Genomic DNA, 14,817 nt, shown 5'->3' with positions numbered 1-14,817 from the left:
ACCGCCCCGAGGCACGTCCGCCCTGCGGCACGTCCGCCCCCGGGCGCCCGGTTCAGCCGGAGGCGTCCAGCCGGGCGCGGTACCAGGGCGCGCGGGCGGCGAACCGGTCGTCGAACATCCCCGGCACCAGCCCGGTGCGCCGCCAGAGCCGGGAGGCGTCGTAGTAGTGGTCGAAGGCGATCAGCCGCAGCCGCCGGGCCAGGTCGGGAGCGTCGGCCAGGAAGGCCAGCGCCTCCTCGAAGCCGATGTCGGCCGTCGGCTCCGGCACCCCCAGGTGGGCCGTGAACGCGCCCATGAGCCGGTCGAGTGTGACGGGCTCGGGGTGGGCCGCGTGGTAGATCCGGCCCCGGTCGGTGTCCGGCCCGCCGGGCCCGTCCGTCGTCGCCAGCACCGCGAACGCCTCCGCCAGATCGGCCACGTCCAGCAGCGAGAGCCGCGCCGCGCCGCCGTTCACCCGGACCGGCAGAGCGGTGAGGGCCTGGGCCAGCGGCGGTACGAACCAGCGGTCGCCGGGCCCGTACACGAACATCGGCCGCAGCACCGTGCCGCCCCCGGCGAGCACCGCGTGTTCGGCCAGCAGCCGGGAGCGGCTGAGCACCGACACCGGGTCCGGGGTGAGGGCGTCCTCGTCGGGCCCGGTGTGTGCCCCGTCGCCGTACACGGCCGCGGTGCTGAGCTGGACGAACCGCCGTACGCCGGCCCGCCGGGCCTCCGCGAGCAGGGCCAGGGTGCCATCGACGTTGACGGCCGCGCAGCGCTCCGGGTCCTCCCCGATGTACGCGGCGAGATGGACGACGGCCGAGACCCCGTCGCAGAGCCCGGCGAGCGAGGACGGGTCGGTGAGATCGGCGGTCACCGTCTCGGCGGGAGCAGCGGCAACGCCGGGAACGGCTGAGACGGCGGGCACGGCGGGGACACCCGAAACACCCGAGACACTCTCCGGACCGGCGGTGTCCGGCCCGGCGGCCTCCGGTTCGGCGGTGTCCGGGGTACGCGCCCACGCCGCCGGGCGGTGGTGGACGACGGCCCGGACCCGGGCGCCCCGGCGCACCAGCGCGGCCACCGTCGCGCCACCGGTGAAGCCGGCCGCGCCGGTCACGAGGATCATGACACTCCCGCCTGGACGGCCAGGGCCAGATAGCCCGCGACCACGAACCCCATGGCCAGCGGCACCGGCCAGCCGGTGACCCGGCGGCGCCGGAAGCGCCACCACCCGGCCGCCGGCAGCAGCAGGGTCGCGGCGACCAGGGCCAGCACCACCGGCCGGCCGGGCAGCAGGAGGAGGGCGAGCGCGACCGCCGCCACCGCGAAGCCGGCCGCCAGCCGGGCGCTGGGCAGCGGGCCGAGCGGGCCGGAGTACATCCGGGCCCCCGGATCGTCGCGCCAGGAGGTCTTCCGGGCGAACTCGAAGTGCAGGAAGACACAGACGAAGACGGCGAGCAGCGGCACCGCCCGCCAGCCGGCCCCGCCGCCGGCGGAGACGTACACATAGACGCTGAGCAGGAGTTGTACGGGATAGGTGACGGCCAGGTTGACGAACAGGCCGTCCCGGACCGCCGCCGACCGTCGCTCCAGGCCCATCAGCAGGACCGCGTAGGCCAGGTCGAGCGCCAGAACCAGGACCGCGGCCGGCGGTCCCGAGGCGAGGTTGAGCACCAGGAGCACCAGGGCAGTCCCAGCCATCCCGGCACGCAGCTCGGCGGTGGTGATGTCCCCGCGCACCAGGGGGCGGTCCGGGTGGTGGACCCGGTCGTACTCCAGGTCCTTCTGCTCGTCGGCCATGCGCAGGAAGAGCAGCGCGAGCAGCACACTCACCGCCCGGACCGCGGTTCCGGCACCGGGGTGCCAGGGCCGGCCGGCCAGCAGCGCGGCCGAGCCCTCCAGCGCCAGCACCCACAGCACGGCATAGGTGACGTAGACCTGCGGTTTGAACATCACCAGGGTGAAGCGGGCGAGCCTGGTCGGATGGTTCACACGACGCGGTTGGTTCACGCGGCGCCTCCCGGCTCCGTACGGCCCCGGACCGCCGGCTCCCGGTCCGGCCCTGGCCCGGGCTCCGGCCGGCCGGCCGGGCCTGGTTCCGAAAATCCGTCCGGACCCGGTTCCGGGTGCTCCAGTACGGTGACGACGCCGGTCGCCCCGTCCATCTCGACCAGCGCGCCGTCCGGGATGGCGGTGGTGGCCCCGGGCAGCGCCACGATCGCCGGGATGCCGAACTTCCGTCCGGTGATGGCGGTGTGCGAGAGCATGGTGCCCCGCTCCACCACGATCCCCGCCGACCGCAGCATCAGGAACAGCCATCCCGGGTCGGTCTCCCGGGCCACCAGGATCGAGCCCGGCTCCACCGGCTCGCGCGGATCGAGCACCGCCCGGGCCCGGCCGCGCACCGTGCCGGCGCTGGAGCCCAGGCCGCGCAGTACACCGGGAGCGGCGGCACCGGCCGCGGGGGCGTCGGGACCGGCTCCCGGGTCTTCCGCACCCCGGCCGCCCGGGTCCTGCCCCCCGGCGACGGCCCGGGTGCGGCGTACCGCGCCCAGTGTCGCGAAGCGCATGGGCAGTTCGGGCCCCGGCCGCTCGTACTCGGCGCGGCGCGCGGCGGCCAGGGCCCGCAGGGCCTCCGCCTCGGCCGGGCCGGTGCCCTCGAACCAGCCGAGCAGCTCGTCCTGGGTGAGGTGGCAGGCGTCCTCCGGAGCGGTGAGCACCCCCTCCGCGACCAGGTCGGCACCGAGGGAGTGGAAGATCTCCTTGGCCATGCCGAACAACTCGCTGCGCCGGTAACGGGAGTTCTCCCGGTGGCCGACGCAACGGCGCAGCCGGGCCAGCAGGGCGCGGAGGGCACGGAGCCGTGTCGCGCCCATCCCGGAGGCGGCCAGGCGCCGTTCGGCCTCGGCCCGGACGCGGAGTTCACGCCGGCGCAGGGTGTCGGCGTCCAGCCCGGCGCGGGCGTAGTCGGCGGCGAGATCGAGGAGCAGCCAGGGGGTACGGCGCAGATTGGGCTGCTCCATCTTCAGCTCCTGCACCCCCCGGTCGCCGTAGCGCCGCAGATGCTCGGCGAAGGCCGCCGCCAACTCCGTGCCGAACGCGCCGTCCCGGACGGCGGGCCACACCTCCTCGGCCGGAGCGGCGGCGAGCGTGTCCATCACCTCTGGTCGCTCACGCAGCCGTTCGGCCAGCCGGACGGCGGAGAGCAGCGCCGCCGTGCTGTGGTTGCGCTCCTCCCCGCACAGCAGGTCGTTGAGCGGGACGCCCGGGGCCCAGCGGTCGAGCAGGCGCTGGGCGAGGCCCGCGTAGGTGCTGAGCACGGAGTCGTTCATCAGGGTGACGCCCCAGTGCTCGCCCGCCTCCCGCCAGACGGCCCGGAGTTCGCGGACGCGGGCCAGCGGGTCGAGGGCTCCCCAGTCGCGGCCCCGGTGCGGTGCGATCAGCGCTTCCCACCAGGACTCGAAGTCGCGCATGGCGGTGTCGTGGACGGCGAACCGGCGCACCACCCCGGCCAGGGGCCGGGCCAGCCGCAGCGGCCCGGGGCGGGCGGCCGGGGGCGCCGGGTCGAGTCCCATCATCCGTTCCCAGGACGCCTGGAACAGCGGGAAGACGGCGAGCCGGCTGTGCAGCCGGTACCAGGCGTCGAGGCGGTAGTAGATCCGGCCCCGGTGCCAGCCGATCATGCGCTCCAGGTCGGCCTCGTCGCCGTGCAGGGTGCGGGCATCCACGCCCAGCCGGTGGTAGAGGTCGTGGAAGATCATCCGGTAGAAGCGCTGGGCGAAGGTGTAGGTCAGGGCCGTGGTGACGCCCGGAAAGCTCTCGGTGACATTGGCGTTGCTCCACTGCACCCGCAGCCCGAGGTCGATCGCGATGGGCCGGGCCTGGACCAGGTGCAGCCGGCCGTCGGGGGTGAAGGTGCCCTCGATGTCCTGCGGTACGCCGCCGAACAGGCGCTCCACCTCGGCGCCGGTCGCCGCGAGCCGCCGCAACTCGGCGTCGTCGAGCACCGGGCGCTCGCGCAGCGCCTCGGGCACCGGGAGCGGTACCGGCCCGGCCCCGGGTTGCGCGGGATCGAGGCCGAGCATCTCGGGCTTGGCGGCGATCCGGCGCTCGACCGGTCCGCCCACGGCGCTCTCCCCCGCACCGTCCTCCGTGCCGGCCGGCAGGAAGTAGTGGTCGACGCCCACCCGTTCCTGGACCACCCCCTCACCGATGCCGTGGCCGGCCGCGACGACGGTCGTCCGGTCGCCGGTGCGGGGATCGCGGGTGAACAGGACGAAGGACCGCTCGCCGAGCGCCATCTCCTGGACTCCGACGGCCACTTCGGCGCCCAGGGGATCGCGGCCCCGGGTGTGGCGGTAGAGCAGCGAGGCCGCCGTGAAGCCGGACGCCCAGCAGCGGCGCACCCGGTCGGGCACCTCGTCGCGCGGGACGTACAGAAAGCTGTCGCTCATCCCGGCGTAGGGGTCGTCCGCCGAGTCCTCGCCGTCCAGGGCGCAGGCGCGTACGGCGACCAGGGCGCCGGGCTCGAAGCGCTCGTCGCAGGCGGCCGAGATCCGGTCGGTGAGCCCCGCCGGCAGCGGCGCCGCCAGGAAGAGCGCCCGAACGCGGGCCGCGCCCTCCTCGACGCTCTCCGGATCGGCGTAGTCGATACCGGCCAGGGCCTGTTCGATGCCGGGCAGCAGCGGCCGGGCGGCCTCCCGGAAGGCGGAGGCGGGCAGGCAGAACAGCGGGGGCACCGGCAGCCCCGCCTCGCGCATCCGGTGCAGCCGGGCGAACTTCTGGCCCACCTGGGCGGGGTCGCCGGGCGCGTACGCCCAGGGGTGCGCGGCGGCGGAGCGCGTACCGGTCCCGGCGTCCCCGGCGCTCCCGGCACTCCGCTCATGACGACCGGTCCGGTCGTGGCGGTCGTGGTTGTCGTGGCGGTCGGCTGTGCGGGTCACGCTCGTGGCCATGGTCACCACACCGCCGGGATCAGCCGCTTGCGGCCGTGTGCGTAGGCCGGGTATCCATCGAGTCGCATCAGGGTGCGCTCCTCCACGCGTATCCGGTGCATCACGGCCGGGACCAGCAGGAACAGGGTCACGGCGGCGCTCGCCGGGTTGAGGAACAGGCCGGTGAAGCCCAGGTGGGCGAGGATCATTCCGGAGTACGCCGGGTGGCGGACGAACCGGTAGGGGCCGGTGCGGACGATCCGGTGGTCGGAGAGGGTGCGCACCTTGTGCGAGTAGAAGCGCCCCAGTTGCCAGATCGCCGTCAGGCGCAGCGCCACACCGCCGGCGAACACCGCGACCAGCAGCGCCGTCACCGCCGGCGGGCGCCCCGGCCAGCCGTCCGGCACGAACAGCGCCGTCGCCACCACGAGGCCGCGGGCCATCCCGTACAGCGGCATGCTGCCCCGGTCCGCCCCGCCGGTCTCACCGGGGTCGCCGCGAAAGGTGATCCGCAACTCGGCCAGCACCCAGAGGAGATAGAGCGCCACGACGATCCGGGCGATGCCGGTGTGGTGCCAGAGGCCGTACGCCAGCGCCGCCAGTCCGGCGGTGAACAGCAGCGGCGGGAACCAGCTCTCCGGGCGCCGGGCCCAGGACCGCCCGTCCGGCTCCGCCCCGGCCCCGGTCTTGGCCCCCGCTCCCGCTTCCGCCTCCGGCGTCCGGCGCCCGGCGTACGGCCGGCCGGTGCCGGTGGGCTCCGGGGTCATCGGGCGGCTCCCCGGATGCGCTGGTACGCCTCCGACGACACCACGGTGCCGCTGACCAGCGCGGCTCCGACCGGCCGGTCCCCCGCCTCGATCGTGAAGCCCAGCCGGCCCGTGCCCCGGCCGCGCTGTCGCGGCAGGCTCGTGGAGCGCAGCACCAGTGGTTCCGACCGGCCGACCGGGCGCTCCATGTCCACCTCGACGCCCTTGACGACGAAGTGCCGCCCCAGCTCCACCTCGCGGGCCTCATGGGCCAGCAGTATGCCGAACTGCCGTATCCCCTCCATCAGTTCTCCGAGGGAGCGGGTCTCCGGGCTCTGCCGCCGGTAGTAGTGCCCGGGCCCCGGTGACAGCATCCGGACCCGGTGGCCCCCGGAGCCCGCGCGCTCGGGTCCGTCCTCGAAGCCGCCGATGAGCACATTCTCCGGGTGAGCGCGGTGCACCAGCGCCGGCGGTACGGGCTCCGCCTCCGGGCCGTCCGCCGCTCGCACCGCGTCCCCTGCCGTCCCGCCCGGGACCGCGCGCCACTCCACCTCGCCGCCGCCGAGCACCGTCTCGCCCTGCCGGAACTCGACATCCCAGGTGCCGACCCCCTCGTCGGCCGACCACACCCGCACCACCGGATCCGGCGCCAGCTCGCAGAAGCGCCCGAAGCGGAACGCGGCCCGACCGGTGTACATCCGCCGCCCGCTCCCGACCACCGTCACAGCCCGCTCGGCCAGCCGCAGCGCCCCCTCGACCAGCATCATCGCGGGCACATGGTCGAGCGGATGGTCGAAGAACACGGGGTCCTCCGGATCCACCAGCAGGCTGGCCTCCCAGACCAGCCGGTATTCATAAGCCAGATCGCCCCGGACCGGCTGAGCCGTCCGAGTCGTCCGCGCTGCCTGCGCTGCCTGTGTGCGCGCTGACTGTGTGTGCGCTGTCCGCGCCGCCGAAGTGGTCATGGACGCCTCCCCTTGGTTCCGTGCACCGCGTTCGATGTGTCGTCACAGAGGACACCCGGTGGCTGTCCCGCCGGCGTGGCGGCGACATGTCGGGCAGGTGGGAATTCCCCCGGGTCGGCATGGCCGACCACTCCACCGCCTGCCGGGTGAGTGATCAGCAAGTTAACGTTCTCCGTTCGGCATTGGCGAACACCGAAGGGCTGAACTGAGCCATCTCCAGGCGTCGTTGCGCCACCCGGCCGGGCACAGGACGGCGTTCCGGTCCGGCGTGTCACTCACCGATCGGCGGCCGACTCGCTGATCATGCCACCCCGCGCCCGCCCGCGCCGCACCCCCGGCGCACCGGGACCACATGGGCAGGTGAAGCGGCCCCCCGCACCGGGCCGACCGGCCCGACCGGCGCGCCGTACGTCCCCCGCCGGTACGCCAATACCTGGCCTGAATATGCCGCAAGACCCCCGCCGGGCCCCCGCATGAGCCACGTCATGGCTTCCTCACGGAAGCTACCAATCGGTAGTCATATTATTACTTTCAGCAAAAAAGAGCGGGCGCGGGTTGCACAGAAACCCGGGTCATCGGCTTCGCTTGACGCATGGGGAGTTCTCAACTTCCCCACCGACACCGCCCATTGTGGCGCGGTGCGGTGCGCGCTCAGCAAGGACAGCACTTGTGAACCTGGACCCGCGCCCGGTCCCGTACCTCCGGCAACCGCCCCCGGCACCCCCGCGCACGCCGGCCGGCTCGCCCTCACCCGCCCGGGAGGGTGAGCTCCGGTGATGGCACCACGAACGAACCGGCCGCGGGGTCATGCCGGCCCCGGGACGGTGCCGTATCACACCGTGACCTTCAAGGCGTTCCACGAGTTCCACCGCAAGCTCTACATGCGGTACGCCCACATTCAGATGGGCACCGGGCGCGAGGCCGAGAAGGTCGTCGACCGGGTCTTCGCCGATCTGAAGCGCCGGTGGGGACACGTCCAGGAACAGCCCTCGGTGCCCGACTACGCCTGGAAGACGCTCCGGGAGGAGGTGCAGCGGTGGCTGGACGAGCGGGGCCTTCCCCCGCAGGTGGTGGGCACCGGTGCCTTCACCAAGGCGCTCCAGCGGCTCTGGATCCACGAGATGCGGGACGCCCTCACCGTACTCCCCCAGGAGATCGGCCTGTACGCCGCCATCGCGAAGCTCCCGGACCGCCGGTACGACGTCATCGTCCTCCGCTTCATGCTCGGCATGGAGGAGGACGCCACCGCCGACTACCTCGGCTGCGACAAGGCCACCGTCCGCAGCCACGTCCGGCACGCGCGGCGCCAGATCGCCGCCGAGCTCGGCCTTCCCCACCACGACCCCGACCACGACGCGGAGCAGTAGTGCGCCCGACCGACGACCGACCCGAGCAGATCGACCTCGTGCTCGGCGATTCCGAGATCCTCGCCGACACCTACGACGACTACGACACCGAGGCGGCCCTTGAGCGGGTGTACCGGCTGGCTGAGGCCGAGGAGGCCGGGGAACGCGAAAGCTCCGGAGAGTCCCGGGAGTTCCAGGAGCCGCGCGCGCCGGAGCGGCCGCCGGCTCCCCGGCCGCCCTTCTTCTCGGCCCATGAGCAGGCCGCGCACGATCTGGACCTGGCCGTCGCGCTCATCGTGGACGCCCAGCAGGCGCACGTCAGCCTGGCCGGACTGCTCGACCACGACGACATCCAGCCCGAGGGCGCCCTGGTCTTCGCCGCTCTGCTGCATCTGGCCGGGTACGGGCAGGAGGCGCGCTTCTGGTTCGAGTTCGCCGCCGGAGCCGGCAGCCGTACCGCCGCCTTCTGCTGCTTCCTGATCCACCAGCGGCAGGCCGAGTACCGCGACGCCCGGCACTGGCGGGTCCAGGCCCGCCGGCTGCCCGGATCGTGCGCGAACCGCGCCACCGGACGGCACCCGCTCCTTCCGGAGCACGTCCGGCACGATCTGATCAGCCGCTGCCAGCAGGGCCGCCCGCTCGGGCTGCCACCCCGGCTGGAGGCGGTCATCAACAGCCTGACGGTGGACCGGGCGGACGAGGACTTCGGAGAGATCCCGCAGCCGGACAGCCGGCTGACCCGGCTCGGCTCCACCCCCTGCTGACCCCGCACCACTCGCCCGCCCCCGAGGACCGGCGAAGGCCCCGGTCCTCGGGGGCCGGTGACGGACGCGTACGACCCCGCCGCGGACGGGGGAGCCACGGCGGGGTCTGCTCAGCTTCTGCCCGGTCCGGCGACGGCTATGCGCACCGGTGCCGAACCACCCGGCCGCGGGCGCCGCCGGGCTCGTTCCGCGGCTGGAAAGTCGACGTAATCCGGCGTGGCCCGGGGCGCGGCGAACCGACAGGATCCGGCCATGCCCTTCCGGCTCTCCGGAGACGTGCGCGTCACCGGTGTGGTGCGGGTGCGGGGTGCGGCCCGGGCAGACCTGTGACGTGTGTCGTGGTCAGTCCGCCGTCGACGGGGAGGGCTGTGCCGGTGATACGTGCGGCGTCATCACTGGCGAGGAATGCCGCCGCGGCGGCGATGTCGTCGGGGGTGGTCGCTCCGCGCATGGGGGTGACGATGAGGCGGTCGACGGCTCGCCGGGGGTCGGTGGCGAAGAGGTCGTCCAACAGGGCGGTGTCGACCGGGCCGGGGCAGAGGGCGTTGACGCGTATGCCTTCGCCCGCGTACCGCGCCGCCATCTGTCGCGTGAGGGCGACGAGTGCTCCTTTGCCGGCCGTGTAGGCGACAGGTGCGGCGGGTGTTCCGGTCAAGGCGACGGCAGAGGACATGTTGATGATGTTTCCGCTGCCACGGGGGCGCATGTGCATCAGCGCGAAACGGCAGCACAGGAACATGGAGCGCAGGTTCACCTCAAGGGTCGCGTCCCATGCCGCGAGGGTGGTCTCGAGGATGTCGCCGTCATCGGCCCGGCAGATGCCCGCGTTGTTGACGGCGATGTCCAGGCGTCCGTAGTTCCGGGTGGTGAGCGTGTAGAGGCGCTCGACGGCCTGTGGGTCGGTGACGTCGGTGGGGATGAAGAGTCCCGCTGCTTCGGCGGCGGTGTGCGCGCCGGCGTCCTCGTCGCGGTCGGCGAGGACTACGTGGGCTCCTTCGTCGGTGAATCTGAGGGCGATGGCACGCCCGATGCCGCGGGCGGCGCCGGTGACGACGGCGACCTTGTCCGCCAGTCGCCGTGTCATGGTGCGGCCTTGGCGGACGAGGAGGTGTCGGCGCGGTGTCCGTGGTGTTCGGTGATGGCGGTGGTGTCGCGGCTGAAGTCGCCTATGTGTGTGCCTCCCGCACCGCGTACTTGTGCCAGGACGGTGCCGGTTTCGCTGACGACGGTGATGGTGTCGCCCCCGGGTGTGGCGAAGACGCGCAGTCCCGTGGCGTTGGATTCCAGGAGGGCGTCCTCGCCGGCGTCGGTGTAGAAGTCGATGTGCTGGATGTGCTGCAGGAGGAGCAGGGGGATGTCGCTCGCGGTTGCCCGGGCGAGGTAGGTCATCTCCAGCAAGCCCTGGAGCAGGCGGACCGGCACGGTATAGCTGGCGAAGGAGTCCTTCCACTGGGGTTGGGGGGCGTTGATGGTGGAGGAGGCTCCGTGGGTGTCGGAGCGGTGATCGGAGGTGCAGACGAAGGGACCGCTGACGTAGGAGACGGGGTTGGGCGTGTGGATGGGGTTGGGCACGGGCTGTTGTGGCGCCGGGTCGGGGGGCTGCCAGGCGGGCGGCGGGGGTGGGTCGGCGGACATCACGACGGTGCCGGTGCCGTGGGTCTGCCGGCGCAGTGGCCGGCCGGTGGCGGGATGGGTCAGGTCGGAGGTCACTTCGAAGTGGAGGGTGGCTTGGTCGTGATCGCGTTGGACGCGGGTGATCGTCGAGTTGAGGATTTTTGTGCGGTGGGGCAGCACGATGACGGGTTCGTCCAGTTCAAGGTCGCGCAGACCGGTGGGTCTGAGGTCGGGGATGGCTTCCCGGGCGGCCCGAAAGGCCATGTCCATGACGACGGTGGAGGGGGCCAGCGGGCGGCCGCGGATCATGTGGTGGGCGAGGTCTCGGTCGCGGTCGAGGGCGAAGGTCCGCGTGGCGGTGACGGGTGTCGCCGGGGTGGCGGGAACATTCGCGTCGGCGCGGGTGGACGACAGGGTGGGGGCTTCGCGCAGGAGCCAGCGCATTTCGGAGGCGGGCAGGTGCACGATCACGGGTGGCCGGCTGCCGTCCTGCAGGGCCCGGAAGAACCACAGCACGCCTTCATCGGGTGTCATGAACTCGTCGATGCCGAGCTGTTGCATGGCTGTGCGAACGTCGTTGTCGGCGGCGATACCGACTTCTGCCCAGGCGGTCCAGTTGATGGTGTATTCACTGCGGTCTTCGATGGCGCGGGACCAGCGGGCGGCTCCGGAGAGGAAGTCGTTGGCGGAGGCGTAGTCGGCTTCTCCGGGCCAGCCAGCGAAGCCGATGAAAGAGCCGAAGTTGCACCACAGGCGTGGGGGGTTGTCCGCGGTGGCCGCCCGGAGGTTCAGGTAGCCGCGGACCTTGGTGTCGCGACCTCGCCGGAAGTCCGTGAGCCGTTTGTTGGCGAGTGATCCGGGCCGGGCGGCGGAGGCAGCGTGGATGAGGAGGTCGATGCCGCCGTGCCGGCGCTGGATGGTGGCGATGGTGTCATTCACCGATGCCGCGTCGGTGAGGTCGCAGGCCAGGTAGTGCACCCGGTCGCTGCCGCTGTGGTCGCGCAGTCCGGCCAGTTGGAGGGCGATGTCGTACTGCTTGGACAGCCGGCTGTGGTCGCGCAGCAACCCGGCCATTGTCGCCCCGGGGCGTTCGGCGCGCTGCTGGGCGAGGAAGGTCGGCTTGTCCGGTGGGGCGACCAGGAGGTCGGCGCTGCCGCCGGCCGGTGCGGGGGTGCGGCCCAGCAGGTAGATCGTGGGAGAGCAGTGCCGGGCCACCGCGGTCATGATCTCACCGGTGATGCCGGTGGCTCCGCCGCACACGACGACGACGCTGTCGGTGCCGAGGGTGTCGTCCACGGCGGCGGAGGCCGGGGTGTGCGGGGGTTCGGGGTCCAGTGGCTGGAGCGCGTAGCAGAAACGCCGTCCGTGCGGGGCGCGCACCGTGATGCCCAACGGGTGATCCGCCTGTGCCTCTTCATTGAGCTGGGTGAGGGCTTCGGGCAGGTTCTGACTGTGGGTGGCCACCGTCCAGGCGGAGGCTGCGGGCGCTTCGACGGCCAGGGTTTTCAACAGGCCGTTGAACAGGTGCGCAGCGGGGTGAGGGATGTCGTGGCGCACGGCGTTGAGAAGGAGCGCCGCCGCGGTCGCGCCGGCAGTCAGCATGTCGTTGAGGGTCTGCAGGGCGCCGAAGGTGAGGTCGTGCAGCGTCAGTACGCGTTCGAGCCGGTCTGCTTCCGAGGCGGGGTCGAGGTCGGTCAGGGTGGTGATGACGCGCAGGTGCCGGATGCCGGCGGGCAGTGCGGCGCGTGCGGCGTCGAGGTCTGCCGGGTCGACGACGTGCAGGTGCGGGTGGTTGCCCGTGAGGTCGGTGGTGCTCCAGATCCGGGCGGAGTCGGGCAGGTCCAGCTCGATGACGGTCTGCGGGATGTCGGTGACGATGAGGGTGTCGGGCGGTATCGGCTGCTGCGTGCGTGCTGCGGCGCCCTGGTCGAGAACGGGAACCTCGGTCCACTGAGGGTGCTGGCGCGAGACGATGACGCTGTCGCAGTGCAGTACTGCCGATGAGCCTTCGGGGCGCGGGCGGCCGGGGGCTGTCTCCTGTTCGTCGCTGTCGGTGTCTGCGGCGTCGGGTTCGTCGCCGGAGGGGCTGATGGTGGCGTAGGGGCCGCTGGAGAACTGGGGAGCGATGTGCGCGGGAGTGCTGGCTGTGAGGGCTGCGTTGAGGCAGGCCAGCAGGCCGTCGGCACCGAGGTAGGTCAGCTCGCTGCCGGCCAGTGGCGCCGTTTGCCAGGCGGGGGTGGCGGACACGGGACTCCGGCTGCTGGGGCCGGCGCTCAGTGTGGCGAGGACGGGCAGGTTTTCGCGTTCGGCGACGGAGCGGCGGGCAAGGGCGACGGTGATGCCGCCGTCCGCTGCGCGTCGGCCGGCCTTCGCGGTGCCGGTGCTGTGGTCCATCCGTAGGCCGGAGTGGGCGTTGAGGCCGGCCACGAACAGCAGGTCCGCGTCGTTGTGGCGCAGATACTGTTCCGCGACATGCAGGGCGGACAGTCCGGCGTCGACACCGGTTTCGACGGCCAGATGCGGTCCATGCAGGTCGAAATAGTTCGTGGTCCAGCCGGCGATGAGGCTCGCGATGACACTGGTGCCGATGGTGTCACTGCTGGCCGGAGCGACCGTGGTGCGCAGAGTTTCAGCGACGGAGGCATGCGCGTCGCGGATGGCGGCGGTGACGTCCGCGTCGTCGTCGCGGTGGGTGAACGCCTGTGCGCTGTCGTCCACATAGCAGCGCAGCATGTGGTTCGCGGCGGCCTGGGTGTGGCCGACGTGCGCGATGAGAACCCCGGTGCGCTCACGCAGATCCTCGCCGTCGGTGCCGAGCCGATTCATGAGGTCGCGCACCATGCGCAGGGCCATGATCTCGGTGCGGTCCATCGTGTCGAGGATGGACGGCGGGATCCGCAGCTCGCGGAAGTCGGGCATGGGGAAGTCGTCACCGAAGCGGGGGGCCGGAGGTTTGCCTCCGTGGGCGATCCAGTCCGTGGCGCTCTGGTGACCGAAGTCACCGGGAAACGCGCTGCTCCAACCGACCAGGACGACGTCTTCGGTGGGGGCCGGATCGCTGTCCTCGGCAGGCGTGGTGGAGTCCGTCAGTACCAGATGGGCGTTCGCGCCTCCCATGCCGAAGGAGGAGATGCCCACCAGGCGCGGATCGGCGCCCGCGGGCCAGGGGGTGTCGCCGGTGGGAACCTCGGGCCTGGTGTCGAGCTCGAGATCGTCGGCCAGCCCGCCGAAGAAGCGCTGGGCGGGTATCTCCTCCTGCCGCAGGGCGAGTGCCGCATGCACGACGGACACCAAACCACTGGTGGTACCGGTGTGACCGGTCCACGCCTTGTTCGTGACGATCGGCGGCCAGGCTCCCCCGTCGAGCGCCATCTCCAGAGCTCCGAGCTCCACCGGGTCTCCCGTGCGGGTTCCGGTCCCGTGCGCGATCAGTAGCCCGAGGTCGGAGCCGGAGATGCCGGCGGTCCGCCAGGCCCGTTCCACCGCGCGCCGCTGACCCAGCGGGTTGGGGGCGCTGATGGACTTGCCGCGGCCGTCGGACGCCTCGCCGTAGCCGGCGACCACGGCCAGAACAGTGTCCCGGTCTTGCTGGGCGCGCTCCAGCGTCTTCAGAACCAGAACGACGGCACCGTCACCGAACACGGTGCCGTCGGCGTTCTGGTCGAAGGGACGCACCTGGTGCGACGGTGAGAGCACTCCGGCCTGCCGCAGGGTCACCATGAGCCGCGGGGTCAGCTCGTGCAGCGCCGCGCACAGGGCCACGTCGCAGACCCCGTCGCGCAGTTGGCGTACGGCCAGGTTCACGGTGGCCAGCCCGGAGGCGCAGGTTGCCGTGACGACGGCGAGCTCGTCGATGTGGGGTATCACCCCGGACAGGGCCTGGCGGCACAGCGCGTCGGGGGTACGGCCGATGCCGGTCCTGTCCGCCTGTGCGTAGCGGCGATCCAGTTCCTCGCCCAGTGTCCAGATCGCCCGCTCGGCGGCGGGCGAACCCTGCTTCTCGACCGCCTCGGCCATGCGTTCACGCATGCCGATGGCGATGGAGTCCCGCTCGAAGTCCTGCACGGTGTCCGCGGAAAGGGCGATGGCGGCAAGGGAACGGTCCCCGGTGCCGACGTATACGCCGTCGAGCGCCTGGAAGGCACAGTGGCGCAGCCAGGACGCGGGGGCAGAGGAGGCCGGGCTCCAGCGACCGGACCTGACGTCGTCGATGAGCCGCGGGTGTGGTGTGAAGGCGTTGAGGAAGCTGGCCACGCGTTCGCCCAGTTTGTCGTCCGCGGGTGTCGAGGACAGAAAGTGGTCGAGGTTCATGCGCAGTGGGGTCGGTTCACTGACCGTGGCTCGCGTGGTGTGCAGCAGGTCCCACAGTTCGACGGGACTGCTGGCGTTGGGCAGCGCCAGGCCCATGCCGACGAGGGCGACCGGGGGTCTGGCCTGCGTCGGCTTACGGCTTTGTGACATCGCGG

General features: G+C 72.4%; 9 protein-coding genes. 2 read left to right on the top strand and 7 right to left on the bottom strand.

The annotated features are described in order from the left end of the window. Positions 1-52 precede the first annotated feature (52 nt). From NX801_RS03555 to NX801_RS03535, 5 genes are read right to left on the bottom strand one after another with little or no spacing between them, the layout of a single operon-like run. Complete coding sequence (locus tag NX801_RS03555; RefSeq protein WP_258785390.1) at positions 53-1,108, bottom strand: NAD-dependent epimerase/dehydratase family protein; 1,056 nt, start codon at positions 1,106-1,108, stop codon at positions 53-55. Beyond that, complete coding sequence (locus tag NX801_RS03550) at positions 1,105-1,992, bottom strand: hypothetical protein (RefSeq protein WP_258785389.1); 888 nt, start codon at positions 1,990-1,992, stop codon at positions 1,105-1,107. The genes NX801_RS03555 and NX801_RS03550 overlap by 4 nt, the downstream gene beginning before the upstream one ends. Next, positions 1,989-4,925, bottom strand: coding sequence for a PEP/pyruvate-binding domain-containing protein (locus NX801_RS03545; protein WP_258785388.1), 2,937 nt, complete (start codon positions 4,923-4,925; stop codon positions 1,989-1,991). Before NX801_RS03545 ends, NX801_RS03550 begins: the two co-directional genes overlap by 4 nt. Positions 4,926-4,939: 14 nt before the next feature. Then, positions 4,940-5,683: a methyltransferase family protein gene (locus NX801_RS03540; protein WP_258785387.1), complete on the bottom strand. Its 744-nt coding sequence runs from the start codon at positions 5,681-5,683 to the stop codon at positions 4,940-4,942. Next, a complete protein-coding gene (locus tag NX801_RS03535; protein WP_258785386.1) occupies positions 5,680-6,627 on the bottom strand; it encodes an AfsA-related hotdog domain-containing protein in 948 nt (315 codons plus the stop codon). The genes NX801_RS03540 and NX801_RS03535 overlap by 4 nt, the downstream gene beginning before the upstream one ends. Positions 6,628-7,466: 839 nt before the next feature. On the opposite strand from NX801_RS03535, the gene NX801_RS03530 reads away from it, so the two are divergent. Beyond that, the gene (locus tag NX801_RS03530; protein ID WP_258785385.1) at positions 7,467-7,994 is read left to right on the top strand and encodes a sigma factor-like helix-turn-helix DNA-binding protein; all 528 of its coding nucleotides are present in this window, start codon (positions 7,467-7,469) and stop codon (positions 7,992-7,994) included. Beyond that, positions 7,994-8,737, top strand: a complete 744-nt coding sequence (locus NX801_RS03525) for a glycoprotein (RefSeq protein WP_258785384.1) — start codon at positions 7,994-7,996, stop codon at positions 8,735-8,737. The genes NX801_RS03530 and NX801_RS03525 overlap by 1 nt, the downstream gene beginning before the upstream one ends. Before the next feature lie 283 nt (positions 8,738-9,020). On the opposite strand, the gene NX801_RS03520 is transcribed toward NX801_RS03525, so the two are convergent. Beyond that, complete coding sequence (locus NX801_RS03520; RefSeq protein ID WP_258785383.1) at positions 9,021-9,821, bottom strand: glucose 1-dehydrogenase; 801 nt, start codon at positions 9,819-9,821, stop codon at positions 9,021-9,023. Beyond that, positions 9,818-14,812 (bottom strand): SDR family NAD(P)-dependent oxidoreductase, encoded by a 4,995-nt coding sequence (locus tag NX801_RS03515; RefSeq protein ID WP_258785382.1) that lies wholly within the window; start codon positions 14,810-14,812, stop codon positions 9,818-9,820. Before NX801_RS03515 ends, NX801_RS03520 begins: the two co-directional genes overlap by 4 nt. Positions 14,813-14,817: the final 5 nt, after the last annotated feature.

Source organism: Streptomyces pyxinae (genome assembly GCF_024756275.1).
In the GTDB taxonomy this organism is placed as follows: Bacteria; Actinomycetota; Actinomycetes; order Streptomycetales; family Streptomycetaceae; genus Streptomyces; species Streptomyces pyxinae.
This window is presented reverse-complemented; position numbering and strand designations above follow the sequence as displayed.